Genomic DNA, 20,156 nt, shown 5'->3' with positions numbered 1-20,156 from the left:
CGAACGAAAGGGGAGCCCGGTGAGCGCGACCCCGATCAGCGGGTACGACGGGGGCCAGGTCTCCCGTGTCCAGGTCCGGATGACCTCGGACCGGGTGCGGCGGTGGGAGTTCGACGCGGCGGCGTTCGCCCGCCGGGGCTACGACCCGACGGATGTGGACCGGTTCCGCGTGCAGGTGGCCGACGAGCTGGATCGGCTGGCGGCGCAGGTGGCGAATCTGCGGGCGGAGAACGAGCGGCTCAACGATCATCTGGAGCTGCACCGGCACGGGGTGCTTCCGAGTACCAGCACGGCGGCGAAGCTGCCGGCGGCGAAGGAGGTCAACCTGCTGTCGGCGGCGCAGCGGGAGGCCGAGCAGATCATCGCCCAGGCGCACGATTACGCCCAGCGGGTGGCCGAGTACGCCCGGATGCAGTACGAGAGCTACATGCGCGCTGCGGCGGAGGAGGCGAAGCGGGAGGCCGAGCGGGCGGTGGCGGAGTATCGCAGCAGCTCGGGCGTGAACTTCGACGATTCGGTGGCCACCCGGGAGGCGCTGCGGATCTTCGGCGAGATGATGATCTCGCACATGCAGGCCGCGGCCCGGCATCTCGATGACGGCAGTGAAAAGTTGGCGCGGACGATGGAGCGGATCGCGGCGGAGGTCACCGCCGGCGTGGCGGTGGGCGCCAGCGGTGCGGCCGGGGGCGCCGCCGCAGGGGCGCCGGCGGTCGACGGTGGGCGGGTGCGGGTCGCCGTGGCGCCCCGGACCCAGCGCTGATCACGATTCGGCCCGCCGGTCAGTGGACCGGCGGGCCGACACGCAACCGGGGCCGCGGCTCGGGTGGCTGCGGTCACCCGGTCGGCGCGACGGCGGTCGGGCGGCCGGGCGCCAGGGTGACGAGGCGGTGATCGAGGCCGTGCCGGGCAGAGGCGGTATGGACGTGCCGGACTGGCGCTCCCGGGACCTTGTCGCGGGGGACTGCCCGCTGTCGCGCACGTTGGAGATTGTGGGCGGCCGGTGGAACGCCATGATCATCGTGCGCCGCGACGAGCAGCCCGGCACGCCGGCGCGTGTCGAGTACGCGCTGACCGGCCGTGGCGTCTCGCTGCGGCCGGTGCTGGCGGCGATGTGGCGGTGGGGGGTACGCGACGAGGCCAGTTGGTCGGCGGCGGCCGGTTGACGGGTCAGCCGGCGGCGACCGCCCGGATCGCGTCGGCGATCGGCGTCTCCCCGCCGACGAGTTCCAGGGTCAGCCCGGCGGTGGCCGGCTCGTAGAGCAGCGCGAGCAGGACGCGGGCCACGTCGGCGCGGGTGACCTCGCCGGGCCCGACGTGCCGGGCGAGGGTGATCCGCCCGACGGGCTGGTCGTCGGTGAGCCGCCCGGGGCGTAGCACGGTCGCCTCGAGGTCCCGGCCGGTGATCTCCGCCTCGGCGGCCTTCTTGGCCCGCAGGTACGCCACCCACGCCTCGTCGCTGCCGGGCCGGGGTGGGGCGTCCACGCCCATCGAGGAGACCAGCAGGTAGCGGCGGACGCCGGCGCGTTGGGCGGCGTCGGCGAGCAGCACGGCGCCCGCCCGGTCGACGGTGTCCTTGCGGGCGGCGCCGCTGCCCGGACCGGCCCCGGCGGCGAACACCACCGCGTCCGCGCCGGCCAGGTGGGCGGCGACGGTGTCGACGCCGGTGTGTTCCAGGTCGGCCACGACCGGTTCGGCGCCGGCGGCGTGCAGCGCGGCGGCGTGGTCGGGGTTACGGATCAGCCCGACGGCGCTGTCGCCGCGCCCGGCGAGTTCCCGCTCCAACAGCTTGGCGATCTTGCCGTGGCCTCCGGCGATGACGACTCGCATGTTCTCAACCTAGCCGCCGGGCAGGCCGTGGGGCGGGCGAGCGCGTCCCCCCGCATGTGCCGCCCTGGTCGTCGCCGGGTGACGGTTGAGGCAGCATGGACGGGTGACGCAGACCTTCGACGCGTTGACCCGGCTGGTGGCCGCCGGGGATGTGGTGGTGCTCAGCGGCGCCGGGTTGTCCACCGAGTCGGGTATCCCGGACTACCGTGGGCCCAGTGGCGCGGCGCGCCGGCACACCCCCATGACGTTCCAGGCGTTCACCGGGGACCCGGACGCGCGGCGGCGCTACTGGGCGCGCAGCCACCTGGGTTGGCGGCTGATCGCCCGGGCCGCCCCGAACGCGGGGCACCGGGCGGTCGCGTGGCTGCAGCACGCCGGGCTGGTCGGCGGGGTCATCACGCAGAACGTCGACGGGTTGCACACTGCGGCCGGCAGCACCGGGGTGATCGAGCTGCACGGCCGTCTCGACGAGGTGGTGTGCCTGGACTGCGGCAACCTGACCTCCCGGGAGGAGCTGGACCGGCGGCTGCGCGAGGCCAATCCGGGCTTCGTCGCGCAGGTGGCCCGGGTCAATCCCGACGGCGACGTCGACCTGCCCGACGAGGTCGTCGCCGGGTTCCGGACCGTCGACTGCGGCATCTGCGGCACCGGCATGCTGAAGCCGGACGTGGTGTTCTTCGGCGAGACGGTGCCCGCGCCCCGCGTGGCTGACTGTTTCGCCCTGGTCGAGCGGGCCCGGGCGGTGCTGGTGCTCGGCTCGTCGTTGGCGGTCATGTCGGGGCGCCGGTTCGTGATCCGGGCGGCGAAACTCGGCATTCCGGTCGCCATCGTCAACCAGGGGCCCACCCGTGGTGACGGGCACGCCACCGTGACGGTGGACGGGCCGCTGGGTGAGGTGCTGCCCGCCCTGGTCGACCGGGTCACTGGCCCGGCCGCAACCATCGGCGTCGACCGGGTCACCGGCCCGACCGCAACCGGCGGGGTCGTCGCCGGGAAGACCGCAGCGGTGTAGCAGGCTGCGGGCGGGGAGGACGTGAGCCGGAAACACGGCCGCTGGTAGCGTTGACCATGCCGGTACCACCCACGCGGGAGAGACCATCCGGAAACACCCCGGACGGCGCCGAAGGGGCAGATTCCTCCCCGGAACCTCTCAGGCAAAAGGACCGCGTGGGCAGGCACTGTGGAGCGCGTGTGCGCGACTCAGGGGGAGGCCGACCTGTCGACCTCGCCCCGACAAGGAGCGCAGCGCATGACCGCAGAGCAGTTCGCCGACCGGCATATCGGTCCCGACCCGGGTGACGAGCGCCGGATGCTGGAAACCGTCGGCTACAGCTCCGTCGACGAGCTGATGGACGCCGCGATCCCGGAGGTGATCCGCTGGCACGGCGCCCTGGACCTGCCGGCGCCGGCCAGTGAGCGGGAGGCGATCGCCGAGCTGCGTGCCCTGGCGGCCCGCAACACCGTCGCCGTGTCGATGATCGGCCTGGGCTACCACGGTACGCACACCCCGGCGGTGATCCGGCGTAACGTGCTGGAGAACCCGGCCTGGTACACCGCGTACACGCCGTATCAGCCGGAGATCAGCCAGGGCCGGCTGGAGGCGCTGCTGAACTTCCAGACGATGGTCACCGACCTGACCGGGCTCGCCACCGCCAACGCCTCCATGCTCGATGAGGGCACCGCGGCGGCCGAGGCGATGACCCTCGCCCGGCGCGCGTCCAGGAGCAAGAGCCCGGTGTACGTGGTGGACGCCGACGCGCTGCCGCAGACCATCGCGGTGATCACCAGCCGGGCCGAGCCGCTCGGCATCGACGTGCGGGTGCTCGACCTCGGGCGCGACGAGTTGCCCGCCGAGTTCTTCGGCCTGCACCTGCAGTATCCGGGCGCGTCCGGGGCGGTCCGTGACCAGGCGAGCCTGGTCGAGGCGGCCCACCGGGTCGGGGCGCTGGTGTGCGTGGCCGCGGACCTGCTGGCGTTGACGCTGCTGCGCCCGCCCGGCGAGGTCGGCGCCGACATCGCCGCCGGCACCACCCAGCGCTTCGGTGTGCCGATGGGCTTCGGCGGGCCGCACGCCGGTTACCTGGCGGTGCGGGCGGGCCTGGAGCGGATGCTGCCCGGTCGCCTCGTCGGGGTGTCGAAGGACGCGGACGGCAACCCGGCGTACCGGCTGGCGTTGCAGACCCGCGAGCAGCACATCCGCCGGGAGAAGGCGACCAGCAACATCTGCACCGCGCAGGTGCTGCTGGCGGTGATGGCCGGCATGTACGCGGTCTACCACGGCCCGGACGGGCTGCGGGCGATCGCCCGGCGTACCCACGGCATGGCGGCGCGGCTCGCGGCCGGGCTGCGCGCCGGTGGGGTGACCGTCGCGGACGTGGCGTTCTTCGACACGCTCACCGTGACGGTGCCGGGGCGGGCCGCCGAGGTGGTGGCCGCCGCCGCGCGACGCAACGTGAACCTGCGGCTGGTCGACGCCGACCGGGTGGGGATCTCCTGCGACGAGACGACCACACAGGCGCACCTGGCGGCGGTGTGGGCGGCCTTCGGTGTGCCGCACTTCGACGGGGCGGCCGACGAGGTGCTGCCGGCCGATCTTCGCCGCACGTCGGACTTCCTCACCCACCCGGTGTTCCACCGTCACCGCTCGGAGACGGCGATGCTGCGCTACCTGCGGCGGCTGGCCGACTTCGACTACGCCCTGGACCGGGGCATGATCCCGCTGGGGTCGTGCACGATGAAGCTGAACGCCACCACCGAGATGGAGGCGATCACCTGGCCGGAGTTCGCCCACCTGCACCCGTTCGCGCCGCCGGAGCAGACCGCCGGCTACCGGGAGCTGATCGGCCAGTTGGAGGACTGGCTGGCGGAGGTGACCGGGTACGACGCGGTCAGCGTGCAGCCCAACGCCGGCTCGCAGGGGGAGCTGGCCGGGCTGTTGGCCATCCGGGCGTATCACCGGCAGCGCGGTGAGGGGCATCGGGACGTGTGCCTGATCCCGTCGTCGGCGCACGGCACGAACGCGGCGTCGGCGGTGATGGCCGGCATGCGGGTGGTCGTGGTCGGCTGCGACGCGGACGGCAACGTCGACCTGGTCGACCTCGACACGAAGATCGACAAGCATCGGGACGACCTGGCGGCGATCATGGTGACGTACCCGTCGACGCACGGCGTGTACGAGACGGGCATCGCGTCGCTGTGCGCGAAGGTGCACGACGCCGGCGGCCAGGTGTACGTCGACGGGGCGAACCTCAACGCGCTGGTCGGGTTCGCCAAGCCGGGACGGTTCGGCGCGGACCTGTCGCACCTGAACCTGCACAAGACGTTCTGCATCCCGCACGGCGGGGGCGGGCCGGGGGTGGGCCCGGTGGCGGTGCGGGCGCATCTGGCGCCGTTCCTGCCCGGCGACCCGGCCGGTGCCCGGTCCGACGGCCGGCCGGCGATCTCCGCGGCGAACCACGGTTCGGCGGGGATTCTGCCGATCCCGTGGGCGTACCTGCGGATGATGGGCGCCGAGGGGCTGGCCCGGGCCACCGGGACGGCGGTGCTGGCGGCGAACTACGTGGCGGCACGGCTGCGCGACCACTTCCCGGTGCTGTACGCCGGCAACAAGGGCCTGGTGGCGCACGAGTGCATCCTGGATCTGCGGCCGTTGAGCAGGGCGACCGGGGTGAGCGTCGACGACGTGGCGAAGCGGCTGATCGACTACGGCTTCCACGCGCCGACGATGTCGTTCCCGGTGGCGGGGACGCTGATGGTGGAGCCTACCGAGAGTGAGGACCTGGCCGAACTGGACCGGTTCTGCGACGCGATGATCGCGATCCGGGCGGAGATCGACAAGGTGGCCTCGGGTGAGTGGCCGGCGGGGAACAACCCGCTGTGCAACGCCCCGCACACCGCGGCGATGGTCTCCGCCGACGAGTGGCCGTACCCGTATCCGCGGTCGGTGGGGGCGTATCCGGCCGGGGTGGACCGGGCGGGGCGGTACTGGCCGCCGGTGCGGCGCATCGACGGGGCGTACGGCGACCGGAACCTGGTCTGCTCGTGCCCGTCACCGGAGGCGTTCGAGGATTGAGGCGCGGGTGCCCCGGCCGGGCGTCGGCCTGGCCGGGCGCCGGCCGGCGGCAGGGGCGCCGGCCTGGGGCGACGCCACCGCGCTGCGATCACGCAGCGTGGTGGCGATCAGGCGACGAGGGCGTGTCGGGCGGGGCCGCGGTGCGGGGCGATGGTGCTGCCGTCGGGGAGCAGCTCGCCGGTGTCCTCGAAGACGATGACGCCGTTGCAGAGCAGGCTCCAGCCCTGCTCAGGAAAGCAGGCGAGGACGCGGGCGGCTTCGCGGTCAGTCGCGTCGGCGGAGGGGCAGGTGGGCTGGTGCTGGCACATCGGGTTCTCCGAGCTGTGGGGGCGCTGTGTCATGGTTCACATGACCAGTGACGCACAGTACCAAGCGGAAGCGCGCGCTATCGAGCAGGCTTCCGTCTTGTTCACCCTAAAACGGCTGAACGGATGAGCGAGGATGGGCCAGACGGCGTGGAAGCGCTCCCACGGAAGGTGATCGACGTTCCCGGCGCCCCCGACGGCTGCCGGGAACGGCTCGTGGAACGGGCGCGGCTGCAGTGGCGGCCCGCCGACGGCGGCGACCCGGCCGCACTGGCGCAGGAGTTCCTCGCCGCGCACGGGATCGCCCTGGACGACCTGGCCCGCCCGGCCGTCCACGACCCGTCCGGGGTCTGCGGGGCCGCCCTGTACCTGTCCGCAGCCGCCGGGGCGCGGGCCGCCGGCGGCCCGCCCGGCGCCCCCACCCCGGCGCCGGCCCTGCCCGACCTGGTGGTGGTCGTCTACGGCCACACCGACCGGCCGCCCGCGCCGCAGGGCCCCGCCGACAGCGGCTGGCGGCTGGGCGACTGGCGGGACAGTTGGACCCCCCGACAGCACGCCGACGCGGTGGCCGCCGTGCGCGCCGCCATCGGTCGTGGCGACGTCTACCAGGTCAACCTGGTCGGCCACGCCGCCGCGCCGTACGTCGGGGACCCGCGGCCGGCGCTCGCCCGGCTGGCCGCCCTGCCCGGCGCCCGCTACGGCGGCACCCTGACCGGCGCGGGCTGGGCGATCGGCTGCGCCTCACCGGAGACACTGATCGCCCTCGAGGACGGTCGCCTGGTCACCCGGCCGATCAAGGGCACCCGGGCGGCCACCCCTGCCGGGCGGCGGGAACTGCTCGCCTCCGCGAAGGAACGCGCCGAACACATCATGATCGTCGACCTGGAACGCAACGACCTGGCCCGGGTGGCCCGCACCGGCTCGGTGCGGGTGGACGAGCTGTTCGCCGTACGCCGGTGGTGTGACCTGTGGCAGGCGGAGTCGACGGTGTCGGCGGCCCCCGCCGAGGGGCTGGGCCTGGCCGAACTGCTGCGGGCGGTGTGCCCCGGCGGGTCGGTGACCGGTGCGCCCAAGCTGGCCGCGCTGGACCGGATCGCGGCCCTGGAGCCGGTCGGTCGGGGCGCCGGCATGGGCGCGCTGGGCTGGGTCGGGCCCGGCCGCCTCGACCTGGGGTTGACCATCCGCACCGCCGCGGCCGACGGCGACCGGCTGCACCTGTGGGCCGGTGGTGGCATCACCTGGGGCAGTGATCCGGCCGCCGAGGTCGCCGAGGCGGCGGCGAAGGCCGCCCCGGTGCGCGCCCTGCTCGCCGCCGGCTGACCCCCGCCGTCCACCCGGCGGTGATCGACTCCATGCGCGGCACACGGCGGCATCCAGCCTCGCCGAGACCATCACTTGCCGCACACGGAGTCGATCAAGGCATGGCCGGGCGCGGCGCCGGCCGCGGTCAGGCGTGGGCGAAGGCGTCCAGGGCCGCGATCACCCGTTCGCCCACCCCGTGGCCGCTGCCGTGGCCGCCGCTCTCGACGATCTCCAGCCGGGCGTCCGGCCAGTCGCGGGTGAGCTGCCAGGCGATGTCCGGCGGGCCGCTCACGTCGAGGCGGCCCTGCACCAGCACGCCGGGGATGCCGGCCAGCTTCCCGGCGTCGCGCAGCAACTGCCCGTCGGGCAGGAACCCGAGGTTGCTCCAGTAGTGGGTCACGATCCGCACGAAGCACGCCCGGAACACCGGGTCGGCGTAGCGGGGGCTGGGCTCGAACCCGCCGGCCAGGGACACGTGCACGTCCTCCCAGGCGCACCAGTCACGCTCGGCCCGCTCCCGTACGGCCGGGTCCGGGTCGTTGACCAGCCGGGCGTACGCGGCGGACAGGTCGCCGTCCCGCTCCGCCTCGGGCACGCCGTCGCGGAACCGGGCCCACTCCTGCGGGAAGATCCGGCCCATGTCGCGGGTCACCCAGTCGATCTCGCGGCGGGTGTTGGCGACGACGCTGAACAGCACCAGCGCGGTGACCCGTTCCGGGTGGCGCTGGGCGTACGCCAGGGACAGCGAGGAACCCCAGGAGGCGCCGCAGAGCAGCCACCGGTCGACGCCGAGGTGCTCGCGCAACCGTTCCATGTCGGCGAGCAGGTGGGCGGTGGTGTTGACCGACAGATCCACCGCCGGGTCGCTGGCGTGCGGGGTGCTGCGACCGCAGCCGCGCTGGTCGAACAGGATGATCCGGTAGGCGGTCGGGTCGAACAGCCGCCGCCACGACGGGGTGGCGCCGGAGCCGGGGCCGCCGTGCACCACCAGGGCGGGACGCCCGTCCGGGTTGCCGCAGGTCTCCCAGTACACGTGCTGACCGTCGCCGACGTCGAGCAGCCCGTGCGCGTACGGCTCGATCGGTGGATACATCCCGCTTCCCTCCCACACCCCAGAAGCAACAGCGCTGTTACATTAGCGGACGTGACCGCCACCCCCGACCGCGAGGCGCTGGGCACCCTGCTGCGCCACGTACTGGACCTGCTCGACGGCGACGTCGCCGCCGTCTACACCGACCTCGACCTGGCCGACTACCGGCCCCGGTATTCGCCGCTGGTGCGGGTGCTGGTCGCCGACGGTCCGCTGCCCATCCGCGACCTCGCCACCCGGATCGGGGTCACCCACTCCGCGGCCAGCCAGACCGTCGCCCAGATGAGCCGCGCCGGCCTGGTCACCCTCACCCCCGGCACCGACGGCCGGCAGCGCATCGTCACCCTCACCGACCGGGCGCGGGCACTGCTGCCCGTCGTCGAGGCCGAGTGGGCGGCCACCGCCACCGCCATGCGGCGGCTCGACGCCGAACTGCCCGTGCCCCTCGCGGACGAACTGCGCGCGGTCCTCGCGGCGCTGCGCCGCCGCCCGCTGCGCGACCGGATCGCCGACACCGGCCTGGCGCCCCGCCGCGCGCGCTGATTCCGCCGCCGCCTTACCGGCGGGTGCCGACGCCACCGCGGGTAACGGCCGGATAGCCTTCCGGGCATGACTATGCGCCCGATCCGGATCATCGGCGACGCCGTGCTGCGCACCCCGTGCGAGCCGGTGACCAGCTTCGACGCCGACCTGCGCGCCCTGGTGCAGGACCTGATGGACACGCTGCTCGGCGCGCCCGGCCGCGCCGGGGTGGCCGCGCCCCAGATCGGGGTGAGCGCGCAGGTGTTCGTCTACGACGCCGACGGCCACCGCGGCCACCTGATCAACCCGACCCTGGAGCTGTCCGAGGAACGCCAGGACGACGACGAGGGTTGCCTGTCCATCCCCGGCCTGTACTTCCCGACCCCGCGCGCGATGCACGCCACCGCGCACGGCTTCGACCAGCACGGCCAGCCGCTGACCATCGCCGGCAGCGGCTTCCTGGCCCGCGCCCTGCAACACGAGACCGACCACCTGCACGGCCGCCTGTACGTCGACACGCTGCGCGGCGACACCCGCCGCCGGGCCCTGCGGGAGATCCGCGCGGGCCGGTTCGACTCGCCCGGCCGGCGACTGTGACGACGCGGGGGTGACCGGTCCGGCCGGCCACCCCCGCGCCCGCTCACCGGGTCACTTCGCAAGCCGGGGCGGGCGCTCGGCGGCCAGCGTCAGCGTCGAGTTGGTGATCCAGGGCGGCGGCCGGACCGGCTGGACCGGCGGGCCGACCCCGCTCTCACAGGAACCGGTGGACGCCGGCGGCGGTCACCGACGGCGGAGCAGCGCGCACTCGGTGAAGTCGGCGGCCCGGGTGAAGCCGAGCCGCTCGTAGAGGCGTACGGCGGCGGCGTTGTCGGCCCGGACGTTGAGCGTCACGTGGTCGACGTCGGCGCGCAGCCGGGCGCAGAGTGCCGCCACGGCCGCCGCGGCCAGCCCTCGGCCACGCAGGCGCGGGTGGGTGGTGACGTTGCCCAGGGCGGCCACCCGCCAGGTGGGGGACCAAACGTGCACCCCGGCCACCGCGACCAGGTCGCCGCCGTCCCGGATGCCCACGTACTGGCCGGTGTCCAGCATCCGCGGGTCGAACCAGTTGCCCGGGTACGCGGCGGCGTACAGGTCGAGCAGCGCCGGCAGGTCGGCGCGGTCGAGCGTCTCGCCGGCGGGGGCGACCGTGGCCAGCCGGGCCGGGTCGGTCAACGCCATCCGATGGTGCCCGGCGCCGTCGGACACCTCGTACCAGCGCGCCACGGTGGCCTCCAGGCCGGGGGAGAGGTGCGCCCACAGCCGGGCCGGCAACACCGGCGCGAGCTCCTCCAACAGCGCGGCCAGCTCGCCGACGTCCTGCGGCGAGGCGAACGCCAGCAGCGTCGGCAGCTCGACACCGTGGTAGAGCAACGCCACCCGGTCGCCGCGCCGGAACCACGACGTGTACGGCCAGAAGAAGTCGTCCAGGTCGCCCAGCTGGTACGCGTGCAGCACCGGGTCGCGGCCCAGCAGCTCGGCCAGGACGGCCCGGTCGTGTTCGGCGCGGACAGGCATCCGCCGATGATCACATGCCGGCGGTCAGCAGCCGTCGCCGCGTCCCGCCTAAGCGGGCAGGTTCTCGTGGGCCCAGCGGGCGAGCGCGTCCAGGGCCGGCAGCAGCGCGGACCCCCGGTCGGTGAGCTGGTAGCTCACCCCGAGCGGCGGCCCCTCCCGCACCGTGCGGGAGACCAGGCCCACCCGGCACAGCTCGCCGAGCCGGTCCGACAGCACCGACTCGCTGATGCCCGGCAGCGCACGACCCAGCTCGGCGAACCCGGCGGGGCCGTTGGCGAGGGTGCCCAGCAGCACGCCGTTCCACCGCTTGCCGAGGAACGCGAAGGCGCGGGCGAGGCCCCCGTCGCACGCCCGTGGCGTGCGGCTCACTTCCGGCCTGACTGTCACCCCTTCAGGATACGGGGCTACCCTGACATCCGAGGCACTACTAAAAAGCTAGCTGCTGTCCTCAACAGAGCAGTTAGCCACGAGCGAGGAACCACATGAACGACCTGATCGCCCTGCACCCCGACGCGCAGGCCCTCCTTTTCACCGACGCCCGCACCGCGAACACCTTCACCGACGAGCCCGTCACCGAGGAACAACTACGCGCCATCCACGAACTCGCCAAGTACCCGCCCACCGCCGCCAACACCCAGCCCCTGCGGGTGCTCTACGTCCACCACGGCGAACCCCGCGAGCGGCTGCTCACCCACATGAACGACGGCAACCGCGCCAAGACCGCCACCGCACCCGTTGTCGCCGTCCTCGCCGCCGACACCGACTTCCACGAACTCATCCCACGGGTCTTCCCGATCCGCCCGCAGATGCGCGACGCCCTCGCCGACGACCCCGCCGGCCGCGAACACATGGCCCGCTTCAACGCCACCCTGCAGATCGCCTACTGGCTGCTCGCCGTTCGCGCCGCCGGCCTGGCCGCCGGGCCGATGGCCGGCTTCGACGCCGCCGGCATCGACAAGGAGTTCTTCGCCGACACCAGCTGGCGATCCCTGCTCGTGGTCAACCTCGGCAAGCCCGGCCCGGACGCCTGGTTCCCCCGCCTACCCCGCCTCGACTACGACGACATCGTCCGGCACGCCTGAAACCGGCCCCGCTGACCGGCCCGGCCCCGCCCGGGCCGGTCAGCCGGCCACCCACTGGTCGTAACCCAACCTGCCCACCAACGCCAACACCACGACCAGCAGCACCACCCGCACGAAACCCGCACCACGGCGCAACGCCATCCGCGCGCCCAACGCCGCGCCCACCACGTTGCACACCGCCATCGCCGCCCCCAACAGCCACCACACGTGCCCGGTCGCCGCGAACACCACCAACGCCCCCAGATTCGTGCCCGCGTTGACCACCTTCGCCATCGCCGACCCGTGCACGAAATCCGCCCCCACCAACGCGGTGAACACCAACACCAGAAACGTGCCCGTACCCGGCCCGATCAACCCGTCATACAGAGCGATCCCCAACCCGGCCACCGCCACCGCCGCCACCACCCGCACCGGCGTACGACGCTGCGGCAACGCCACCACACCCAACCGCGGCCGCGTCAACACGAACACCGCCACCGACACCAGCACCACCAACACCACCGGCCGGTACGCCCCCGCCGGCACCGCCCCCGCCAACGCCGCACCCAGCCCCGCGGTCAACACCGCCAACCCCGCCGACGGCCCCGCCACCGCCCAGTCCAGCTTCGTCCGGCGCGCATACGTCACCGCCGCCGTCGACGTACCGAAGATCGCGGCCAACTTGTTCGTCCCCAACGCCGTGGCCACCGGCACCCCCGGCGCCGCCACCAGCAACGCCGGCAGCAACAACAGGCCCCCACCGCCCACCACCGCATCCACCCAGCCCGCCACCGCGGCCGCACTCAACAAGGTGGTCAACGAAACAAGATCCACGCGCGGCATTCTGCCCACCACCACCGCCGCGACAAGAACGGTTGTGGCCAGCCTCACCGCAGGTCAACGACCCCGACGCCGCCGCAACCACAAACCCGCCGACGCCACCGCCACAAACACCAGCACCGAACAGACCAACGCCTTCAGCACCCGGCAAGCCTGCCACGCGGACGTAGGCTGAACCGGTGCGCCTGGCCACCTTCAACCTGCTGCACGGCCGGTCCCTCACCGACGGACTCGTCGAACCCGACCGGCTCGCCGCCGCCGTCACCGCACTCGACGCCGACATCCTCGCCCTCCAGGAAGTCGACCGCGACCAATCCCGCAGCGGCAACCTCGACCTCACCGCCATCGCCGCCCGCGCCCTCGACGCCCCCGAACACCGCTTCGCCGCCGCCGTCGTCGGCACCCCCGGCGGACAGCTCCGGCCGCTCACCCACGACGACGACGGCCACGGCGAACCCTGCTACGGCATCGGCCTGGTCAGCCGCCACCCCGTCCGCTCCTGGCAGGTCACCCGACTCCGCCCCGCCCCCGTACGCTCCCCGGTCTACGTCCCCGGCCCCCGCGGCGGACTCGTCCTGCTGCACGACGAACCCCGCGTCGTCCTCGCCGCCGTCCTCGACACCCCACACGGGCCACTCACCGTCGCCGCCACCCACCTGTCCTTCGTCCCCGGCTGGAACCTCCTCCAACTACGCCGCGTCATACGCGCCCTGCGCGCCCTGCCCGCCCCACGGATCCTCCTCGGCGACCTCAACCTGCCCGCCGGCCCCGCCGCCCTGCTGACCCGCTGGCGGCCCCTCGGCCGACGCCCCACCTACCCGGCCGGCCAGCCCCGCGTCCAACTCGACCACATCCTCGCCGACCGGCGCGGCCTCGACCGGCTGCCACCCGTCACCGCCGTCGCCACGCCGCTGTCCACCATCTCCGACCACCGGCCCCTCATCGTCGACCTCGGCCCGCCCCACTGACCCCCATCGACCGGCCCTCTCCACCGACCCGGCTCAGCCCAACCCCGACGCCCACCGCGCCGCCCGCACCGCGTTACGGAACAACATCGCCACCGTCGTCGGACCCACCCCACCGACCCGCGGCGTGATCGCCCCCGCCACCTCCGCGCACGACTCGTCCACATCCGGCAACAGCCGCCGACCCTCGTACCGCACCCCACCACCGACGACCACCGCACCCGGCCGCACATGCTCCGGACGCACGATCCCCGGCACCCCCGCCGCCGCCACCAGAATCTCCGCCCGCCGCGTGTACCGCGGCCAGTCCGCCACCCCGGTGTGCACCACCGTCACCGCCGCGTTCGCCGTCGGCCGCTTCTGCGCCAACAACATCGCCAACGGCCGACCCAACGTGGCACCCCGCCCCAGGATCACCACCTCACGACCCGACACCGGCACCCCATGGAACGCCAACAACGCCTCGATCCCCGCCGGCGTACACGGCAACGGACCCGGCAAACCCAACGCCAGCCGACCCATGTTCACCGGATGCATCCCGTCCACGTCCTTGTCCGGGTCCAACACCGCAAGCGCCCGGTCGTAGTCCAGATGCCCCGGGATCGGATACTGCACCAACACCCCGTGCACACCCTTGTCGGCGTTGAAGTCCGCCAACACCGCGTGCAGATCCGCCTGCGACGCCGACGCCGGAAGATGCACATGCGGAGAGACAAACCCCAACTCCGCCGCCTGCCGCTGCTTGATCCGGATATATCCCGCGCTCGCGTCGTCGTCACCCACCAGCACCGTCGCCAACGCCGGCGTCACCCCCGCCGCGCGCAGCGCCGCCACATCCCCGGCGACCTCCGCCAACACCCGCTCCGCCACCGGCCCACCCGGCAGCAGTCGAGCCGACGCACCCGAAGAAGACATGCCACACCCCGCCCACGGAGGCCCAGGCGGTCGACCCCCGCGACGAGCTCCCCGATGGTTACAGCCATCCCCGTGCCGCCAGTCGCGTTCCCGCACAGCCTGCCACAACCCGCCACGCGAACGCATCCGCCACCGCCTCGATCCGCCGGCACCCCGCCGCACGGCCGCCGTCAACCCGGAAGCAGATGCACCTGCTGAGCCAGAAACACCACGCTGACCACGGCAACCACCGCCGCGATCACCCAACCCGCCACCCGCAGACCCACATGAATCCGAGTCAGACCCACCAACCTCGGATTCCCCGCCGCCAACACCAACAGAACCAACCCCAACGGAGTCGCGATCCCGCCGAACAGACTCGCCACGAACAACAACCGGATCGGACCGATCCCCGTCGCCGCCAGCGCCACACCCGCCAACGTCTGCACGACCACCACCGCATAGAAACGCGGCGCCTGCCGAGGCGTACGACTCAACCCCCGCGACCAACCGAAAGCACTGGCGGTCACGTACCCACCACTCGCCGCGATCACCGGCGTCGCGATGATCGCGGAGGCCAACAACCCACCCGCGAACACCGCACCCGCCAACGGCCCCGCCAACGGGCGAAGCGCCTGCGCGGCCTGCTCAGCCGTTTCCACATGCTCATGGTGCGCACCCAACGTGGCACCACTGGCAACCAGGATGCACCAGAAGATCACCGCCGCCAGGCCGCCACCCACCAACGCGTCGAACTCGCGATACCGCAGCTCCCGCCGCGCACACGGCTCCTCAACCTGCTCCACCGTCTGCCACACATACATGTAGCTGGTCAACGTGGTACCCAAAATCGCCAACATCCCAGCCAGGTGCTCCCGGGTGAACGGCACCACCGGAACCAGACTGCCCCGCGCCACCGCCAACCAGTCCGGCCGCGCCAGAACCGCCGCCACCCCGTACGCGAGCAGCCCCAGCATCACCAGCTTCAGCACCCGCTCGACCTCGTCGTACTTGCCCCACAACAGCAGAGCGAGCACCCCCGCGGCAAAACCCGGAACCAGCCAACGCGACTCCACCCCGACCAACAGCCCGATCGCCGCCGCCCCGGCCGCGACATCCGCCGCGATCGTCACCACATTGACCGCCAACACGGAAACCAACAGCGCGACACTCGCCACCCGGCCGTACCCGTCACGCACCGCCCGCTGAAGATCACGCCCGGACAGCACACCCACCCGCGTGGCCAGAACCTGCACCACCACCAGCGCCGGCATCATCAACAAGGACAGCCACGCCAGCCCGAACATCGTGCTCGCCCCGACCACGACCAACGTCCCCACCGTGGTCGGATCGGTATCCGCGGCCCCTGACACCAGACCCGGACCCAGCGACCGGAACCCCAACCCGCGCGAACCCGCCCCGCGCCCACGCCTCCCACGACCAACCCGCGGCAGCCGTCGCCCACCCATCACGACCCCTGCCGACGGCACCAGCCCAGACCCAGCCCGACCCGGCGGCCGGACACCTCACATCCGGCCGCTGCCCCACCCTCGAACCAGTCGGCGGTCGCGCACTCTCAGAGCTTGACATCGAGCCGACCACCGAGGGCGCAAGTTCCCGGAAGCCACGAATCGTTAACGGCCCGGACCAACCACACCAGGCCCCAGCAACTCCGCCAACACCCGATTGGTTCGGTTGGACCGCACCGCCGCCCGCTGCTGACCCGCCGTCACCTCGATGTACGTCTGCGACGACGCCAACGACGCGTGCCCCAGCAACCGCATGATCTCCGCCGCGCTCGCCCCGTCCTCCGCCAGCCGGGTCGCGAACGTGTGCCGCAACGCGTGCAGCCGCGCCCCACGCGGCACCCGGTCACCGATACCCGCCCGCCGATAGCAGGACTCCACCAGATACTGCAGACCACCCCGGCGCAACGGCTCACCCCGCCGATCCACCAGCAACGGCGAGTCCGGCCGCACGCTGCGCGCCCCGAACCGGCGACGGCAGCTGTCGAGATAATCCACCAGCACCCGGTCCACACCCACCTCGATCGGCACCGTCCGAGGCCGCCCGCCCTTGCCTGCGACGTCCACCCGTCGCTCGCCGTCGCGGCCGGCCAGCGACGCCACCCGCAACGCCAGCAGCTCGGACAGGCGCAGCCCCGCGCAGAGCGCCAGCGCCAGCACCGCCAGGTCGCGCTCCGGCCACGGGTCACGCTGCCGGCCGTCCGCGCGGGCGACCGCGGCCAGCAGCTCCTCCGGGGTGTCCTCGCCACGCAGCGGCTTGGGCTGGGGGAGGGGCGCGCGGGGCCGCCCCACCGCCGGCATCGGATTCCCCGGTACGACACCCTCGGCGACCAGAAAGGTGAAGAAGCTGTTCCAGGTGGACCAGGCACGGTGGACCGAGGCGGCGGCGCGGGGAGCGGCGAACCGGGCGAACGCCGCACGCATGACCCGGGGGGAGAGCGCGGTGATCTCCAGCTCGTCGAGGGGGAGGGGAGGGGTGGCGTGCTCGGCCGCGAGCTGGGCGACCGTGAGCAGGTCCCGCCGGTACGCCGCGAGGGTGTGGGGGGAGGGCTTGCGGGTGGCCCGGGCGGTCAGGAACTCCTCGATCAGTCGTCCTACCAACTCGTCCGGTTTGTCATGCATAAGGCATATTATGCATGAATTTCACGTCTGCGGCAGCGTGGGGGTGGGGAAGAGTCGGAGACTGCCGCGCCCGCAGGGAGTCGACATGAGGCCGGCTGGCATCGAAAACCAAGGCGCCGCCGCTCCGTATCGCGTAACCGGCGACCGCGAAGCCTGCCGGGATCGCCAGGTCTTGTCGGGGCGGACGATCTGGATGATCCACTCCATGTCGCGCACCCGGCGGCATCCACCGCCGCCGGGACCCACTGCATTGCCTCACGGGTCGACCGCCATCCGTTGAAGATCAGAGAGCCGGCTGTGTCTGGCGGGGGTGTGCGCATCGATCGGCGAGGGAGGACTTACTCCGTTCTACTTGACATAATGTACATTATCGAATCGCCGTCGATAGTGGCTGTGACCTGCGTATCGACTGTGGCGGCCGTCGACACTCGGCACCCTGTGGATCCTCCGTGGCCGCCACGGCGGATCCACGCGAGCGCTTCGATTCCCCGCTGGCGGTCCACCTCGCTCCTGGCCCAGCCGTCGCATCACGTACGTCGGGTCTCCCCGGTCTCGCCCGCGCGCTCTTGAGAACTCCGGGAGCCTCGTGGGATTGTTGTACGTCGATGAGCTCTCGCGCGCGGGGCTGACCGCCGTCCAATGGGCAACCGGGAACAGCTACCCGGGGGACGGCGAGCACAGGAGAAGTCCGTCCCTGGTCCGCCCCGCCGCGTCGCCGCGCCGTTCGGCGCGAACCACCCCGTCCCGGCTGGGCGTATCTCTGTCGTGAAGGAACAGTCATGAGAAACCCCAGCATGTACGAATATCGAGGGGGCGCCGGGCCAGCGGGTCGCGGTCGGCGTCGCTGGACGTCGCTCGCGGCGAGCCTGCTGCTCGCCACCGGTGCGCTGTCCGGGATCCACCCGGCGAGTGCCGGGGCGGCGACCACCACGGCGACCGTGACCGTGAACGCGCGGGCGGGGCTGGCGACCGTGCCGGACACCGCGCTCGGCATCAACCACGCCATCTGGGACCAGCACCTCGGCAGCGCCGAGACGTCGGACCTGTTGCGGGGCGCCGGCGTCCAGATGATGCGGTACCCGGGCGGCTCGTACGCCGACATCTACCACTGGCGGGACCACACCGCGCCCGGCGGGTACGTCGCCCCTGGCACCGACTTCGACACCTTCATGGCGGCGGTGCGTCGGGTCGGCGCCCAGCCGATGATCATCGCGAACTACGGCACCGGGACGCCGGCCGAGGCCGCGGAGTGGGTGCGGTACGCCAACCTGACGAAGCGCTACGGCGCGAAGTACTGGACGGTTGGCAACGAGAACTACGGCAACGGCCACTACGGCGCAGCCTGGGAGGCCGACGACCACCCGGACAAGAGCGCGACCCAGTACGCGAAGCTGGTCGTCGAGTACGCCGACGCGATGAAGGCGGTCGACCCGACGATCAAGGTCGGCGCGGTGCTGACCATGCCGGCGAACTGGCCGGACGGTCTGACCGCCGGCAGTGATCCGGGCCCGTGGAACCAGACGGTCCTCTCCCTCGCCGGCCCGAAGATCGATTTTGTCGACGTGCACTGGTACCCGGGTGGCAGCGCCGCCGAGTCGCTGGCCCGGACCAGCCATATCGGTGACGCGATGTACCTTCTCCGGCAGCAGCTCAGCCGGTACGCCGGGGCGAATGCGGCGCGCATCGGCATCAGCTTCACCGAGTTGAACGTCGACGCCGGCCGAACCACCCAGCCGGGCGCACTCTTCCTGGCCGACGCGTACAGCGGGCTGCTGGAGAACGGCGCCTTCACGGTCCACTGGTGGAATGTCCACAACGGCATCGGCGCGGTGTCGGCCGTGGCGGGACAGACTGACTACGGCGACTTCGGCATACTTTCCAGCGGCGGCTGCACCTCGGACGGCACGGTCTGTGAACCGCCGTTGAACACGCCGTTCGCGCCGTACCACGGGCTGTCGATGATGAACCTCTTCGCCCGGGCCGGCGACCAGTTCATCCGCGCCGGCACCGACCAGCCGCTGGTCACCGCGCACGCCGTCCGGCGGGGCAACGGGGAGCTCGCGGTGCTTTTGGTGAACAAGGACCCGGACAACGCCTACCCGGTCGCCATCGACTATGCCGGGTTCACTCCGTCGGCCGCCACGCCGACGGTCTACACCCACACGAACGGCGCCACCTCCATCGCCACCAGCCAGACCGGCACCGCGACCAGCCGTATCCTGCCGCCGTACTCGCTGACCACGCTCGTGGTGCGCCCGGCCGGCGTGGTGGCCGGTCAGCCCGGTGCGCCGGGCCAGCCCACCGCGAGCGGCGTGACCGACCGGCGGGCGACGATCTCCTGGCCCGTGGCTGCTGCGGGCGGCAGCCCGATCGCCAAGTACGAGGTGTACCGGCAGAACGGGGCGATCAGCGAGCAGCTCGGCGAGACGACCGGTACCACGTTCACGGTGGGTAACCTCAACCCGGGCAGCAGGTACACGGTCAATGTGCTGGCCCGGGACACCGCGGGCCGGGTCTCCTGGGCCTCCCCGCCGCTCACCTTCGCCACCGGCAGTCCGGCGACCAGCGTGTGCAGCGTCCGCTTCACCGACAGCACGGACTGGGGCAACGGCTACATCGGTGCTGTCGACATCATCAACAACGGGGCAAGCCCCATCAACGGCTGGACGCTCACCTGGACGTGGCCGACCACCTGGCAGCAGGTGAGCTCCGGCTGGAGCGCCAACTGGGAACAGGTCGGCAACACGGTGCGGGTCACCAACAACGACGACAGCCGGCAGATCGCCGGTGGTGGGGGTAGCACCAGCATCGGCTTCGTCGGCGCGTACAGCGGGCCGAACGTCCTTCCTACCGCGTTCACCCTCAACGGCATCCTTTGTACCGCCTTGTGAGATCACCATTGTCGGCCCTTGCCCGGGCCGGTGGGGTCGTTGCGGCTCGCCGGTCTTCTCGCCGTCGACGGTAGCGGCCGGCATCTCGGGTGTCGGACGACGAACCTGGACCCGGCTCAAGATGGTGAGAAGAGCTGATGCGCTGAGTTCTCACTGTCTTGGGCCGGCCCTGACGTTTCACTGGG

General features: G+C 72.6%; 19 protein-coding genes and 2 riboswitches. Of the genes, 10 read left to right on the top strand and 9 right to left on the bottom strand.

Going from position 1 to position 20,156, the window contains the following annotated elements:
- The first annotated feature begins 19 nt into the window (after positions 1–19).
- Positions 20–760, top strand: coding sequence for a DivIVA domain-containing protein (locus GA0070604_RS16065; protein ID WP_244161930.1), 741 nt, complete (start codon positions 20–22; stop codon positions 758–760).
- A 127-nt stretch (positions 761–887) separates the two neighbouring features.
- A complete protein-coding gene (locus tag GA0070604_RS16060) occupies positions 888–1,163 on the top strand; it encodes a winged helix-turn-helix transcriptional regulator (RefSeq protein WP_244161929.1) in 276 nt (91 codons plus the stop codon).
- 4 nt (positions 1,164–1,167) lie between these two features.
- On the opposite strand, the gene GA0070604_RS16055 is transcribed toward GA0070604_RS16060, so the two are convergent.
- Positions 1,168–1,827 (bottom strand): SDR family oxidoreductase, encoded by a 660-nt coding sequence (locus GA0070604_RS16055; protein WP_091118675.1) that lies wholly within the window; start codon positions 1,825–1,827, stop codon positions 1,168–1,170.
- 103 nt (positions 1,828–1,930) lie between these two features.
- Here GA0070604_RS16055 and GA0070604_RS16050 point away from each other — a divergent pair, with 103 nt between their 5' ends.
- Positions 1,931–2,839, top strand: a complete 909-nt coding sequence (locus tag GA0070604_RS16050) for an NAD-dependent protein deacetylase (RefSeq protein WP_091118674.1) — start codon at positions 1,931–1,933, stop codon at positions 2,837–2,839.
- 64 nt (positions 2,840–2,903) lie between these two features.
- Positions 2,904–3,003, top strand: a riboswitch (glycine riboswitch).
- A 73-nt stretch (positions 3,004–3,076) separates the two neighbouring features.
- A complete protein-coding gene (gene gcvP, locus GA0070604_RS16045) occupies positions 3,077–5,899 on the top strand; it encodes an aminomethyl-transferring glycine dehydrogenase (protein WP_091118673.1) in 2,823 nt (940 codons plus the stop codon).
- A gap of 107 nt (positions 5,900–6,006) precedes the next feature.
- Here the strand turns inward: gcvP and GA0070604_RS16040 are convergent, their stop codons facing one another.
- Positions 6,007–6,207, bottom strand: a complete 201-nt coding sequence (locus tag GA0070604_RS16040) for a DUF5999 family protein (RefSeq protein ID WP_091118672.1) — start codon at positions 6,205–6,207, stop codon at positions 6,007–6,009.
- Positions 6,208–6,330: 123 nt separating this feature from the next.
- On the opposite strand from GA0070604_RS16040, the gene GA0070604_RS16035 reads away from it, so the two are divergent.
- Complete coding sequence (locus GA0070604_RS16035; RefSeq protein WP_091118671.1) at positions 6,331–7,524, top strand: chorismate-binding protein; 1,194 nt, start codon at positions 6,331–6,333, stop codon at positions 7,522–7,524.
- A gap of 127 nt (positions 7,525–7,651) precedes the next feature.
- On the opposite strand, the gene pip is transcribed toward GA0070604_RS16035, so the two are convergent.
- The gene (gene pip / locus GA0070604_RS16030; RefSeq protein ID WP_091118670.1) at positions 7,652–8,599 is read right to left on the bottom strand and encodes a prolyl aminopeptidase; all 948 of its coding nucleotides are present in this window, start codon (positions 8,597–8,599) and stop codon (positions 7,652–7,654) included.
- Between the two features lie 51 nt (positions 8,600–8,650).
- Between pip and GA0070604_RS16025 the strand changes: the two genes are divergently transcribed.
- Together GA0070604_RS16025 and def are read left to right on the top strand one after the other, a co-directional pair.
- Complete coding sequence (locus GA0070604_RS16025) at positions 8,651–9,139, top strand: MarR family winged helix-turn-helix transcriptional regulator (RefSeq protein ID WP_208602077.1); 489 nt, start codon at positions 8,651–8,653, stop codon at positions 9,137–9,139.
- A 66-nt stretch (positions 9,140–9,205) separates the two neighbouring features.
- On the top strand, positions 9,206–9,715 hold the full coding sequence (gene def, locus GA0070604_RS16020; protein ID WP_091118669.1) for a peptide deformylase: 510 nt from the start codon (positions 9,206–9,208) through the stop codon (positions 9,713–9,715).
- A gap of 183 nt (positions 9,716–9,898) precedes the next feature.
- Here the strand turns inward: def and GA0070604_RS16015 are convergent, their stop codons facing one another.
- Complete coding sequence (locus GA0070604_RS16015; protein ID WP_091118668.1) at positions 9,899–10,672, bottom strand: GNAT family N-acetyltransferase; 774 nt, start codon at positions 10,670–10,672, stop codon at positions 9,899–9,901.
- 48 nt (positions 10,673–10,720) lie between these two features.
- On the bottom strand, positions 10,721–11,059 hold the full coding sequence (locus tag GA0070604_RS16010; protein ID WP_091118667.1) for a winged helix-turn-helix transcriptional regulator: 339 nt from the start codon (positions 11,057–11,059) through the stop codon (positions 10,721–10,723).
- Between the two features lie 95 nt (positions 11,060–11,154).
- Here GA0070604_RS16010 and GA0070604_RS16005 point away from each other — a divergent pair, with 95 nt between their 5' ends.
- A complete protein-coding gene (locus tag GA0070604_RS16005; protein WP_091118666.1) occupies positions 11,155–11,754 on the top strand; it encodes a malonic semialdehyde reductase in 600 nt (199 codons plus the stop codon).
- A 39-nt stretch (positions 11,755–11,793) separates the two neighbouring features.
- Here GA0070604_RS16005 and GA0070604_RS16000 read toward each other — a convergent pair whose 3' ends face one another.
- Positions 11,794–12,567: a sulfite exporter TauE/SafE family protein gene (locus GA0070604_RS16000; protein ID WP_091127171.1), complete on the bottom strand. Its 774-nt coding sequence runs from the start codon at positions 12,565–12,567 to the stop codon at positions 11,794–11,796.
- Positions 12,568–12,752: 185 nt separating this feature from the next.
- On the opposite strand from GA0070604_RS16000, the gene GA0070604_RS15995 reads away from it, so the two are divergent.
- A complete protein-coding gene (locus tag GA0070604_RS15995) occupies positions 12,753–13,541 on the top strand; it encodes an endonuclease/exonuclease/phosphatase family protein (protein ID WP_091118665.1) in 789 nt (262 codons plus the stop codon).
- Between the two features lie 33 nt (positions 13,542–13,574).
- Here GA0070604_RS15995 and GA0070604_RS15990 read toward each other — a convergent pair whose 3' ends face one another.
- The 3 genes from GA0070604_RS15990 to GA0070604_RS15980 form a co-directional block, all read right to left on the bottom strand.
- Positions 13,575–14,453: a bifunctional 5,10-methylenetetrahydrofolate dehydrogenase/5,10-methenyltetrahydrofolate cyclohydrolase gene (locus tag GA0070604_RS15990; RefSeq protein ID WP_091118664.1), complete on the bottom strand. Its 879-nt coding sequence runs from the start codon at positions 14,451–14,453 to the stop codon at positions 13,575–13,577.
- Between the two features lie 13 nt (positions 14,454–14,466).
- Positions 14,467–14,549: riboswitch (ZMP/ZTP riboswitch) on the bottom strand.
- 74 nt (positions 14,550–14,623) lie between these two features.
- Positions 14,624–15,901 (bottom strand): NRAMP family divalent metal transporter, encoded by a 1,278-nt coding sequence (locus GA0070604_RS15985; protein WP_141721307.1) that lies wholly within the window; start codon positions 15,899–15,901, stop codon positions 14,624–14,626.
- 165 nt (positions 15,902–16,066) lie between these two features.
- Positions 16,067–17,080, bottom strand: coding sequence for a tyrosine-type recombinase/integrase (locus tag GA0070604_RS15980; protein ID WP_091118662.1), 1,014 nt, complete (start codon positions 17,078–17,080; stop codon positions 16,067–16,069).
- Between the two features lie 779 nt (positions 17,081–17,859).
- Here GA0070604_RS15980 and GA0070604_RS15975 point away from each other — a divergent pair.
- Complete coding sequence (locus GA0070604_RS15975) at positions 17,860–19,971, top strand: cellulose binding domain-containing protein (RefSeq protein ID WP_244161928.1); 2,112 nt, start codon at positions 17,860–17,862, stop codon at positions 19,969–19,971.
- The last annotated feature ends 185 nt before the right edge of the window (positions 19,972–20,156 follow it).

It is taken from the genome of Micromonospora eburnea, from assembly GCF_900090225.1.
Lineage (GTDB): Bacteria > Actinomycetota > Actinomycetes > Mycobacteriales > Micromonosporaceae > Micromonospora > Micromonospora eburnea.
The sequence above is the reverse complement of the archived record's forward strand: the minus strand, read 5'-3'. Positions and strand labels throughout refer to the sequence as shown.

Bases quoted from the DNA above. Each gene is read 5' to 3' on its own strand.
- pip (WP_091118670.1), bottom strand. From the start codon at position 8,599: ATGTATCCACCGATCGAGCCGTACGCGCACGGGCTGCTCGACGTCGGC.
- GA0070604_RS15990 (WP_091118664.1), bottom strand. From the start codon at position 14,453: ATGTCTTCTTCGGGTGCGTCGGCTCGACTGCTGCCGGGTGGGCCGGTG.
- def (WP_091118669.1), top strand. From the start codon at position 9,206: ATGACTATGCGCCCGATCCGGATCATCGGCGACGCCGTGCTGCGCACC.
- gcvP (WP_091118673.1), top strand. From the start codon at position 3,077: ATGACCGCAGAGCAGTTCGCCGACCGGCATATCGGTCCCGACCCGGGT.
- GA0070604_RS15980 (WP_091118662.1), bottom strand. From the start codon at position 17,080: ATGCATGACAAACCGGACGAGTTGGTAGGACGACTGATCGAGGAGTTC.
- GA0070604_RS16055 (WP_091118675.1), bottom strand. From the start codon at position 1,827: ATGCGAGTCGTCATCGCCGGAGGCCACGGCAAGATCGCCAAGCTGTTG.
- GA0070604_RS16040 (WP_091118672.1), bottom strand. From the start codon at position 6,207: ATGTGCCAGCACCAGCCCACCTGCCCCTCCGCCGACGCGACTGACCGC.
- GA0070604_RS16005 (WP_091118666.1), top strand. From the start codon at position 11,155: ATGAACGACCTGATCGCCCTGCACCCCGACGCGCAGGCCCTCCTTTTC.
- GA0070604_RS16015 (WP_091118668.1), bottom strand. From the start codon at position 10,672: ATGCCTGTCCGCGCCGAACACGACCGGGCCGTCCTGGCCGAGCTGCTG.
- GA0070604_RS16035 (WP_091118671.1), top strand. From the start codon at position 6,331: ATGAGCGAGGATGGGCCAGACGGCGTGGAAGCGCTCCCACGGAAGGTG.
- GA0070604_RS15975 (WP_244161928.1), top strand. From the start codon at position 17,860: ATGAGAAACCCCAGCATGTACGAATATCGAGGGGGCGCCGGGCCAGCG.
- GA0070604_RS15985 (WP_141721307.1), bottom strand. From the start codon at position 15,901: ATGGGTGGGCGACGGCTGCCGCGGGTTGGTCGTGGGAGGCGTGGGCGC.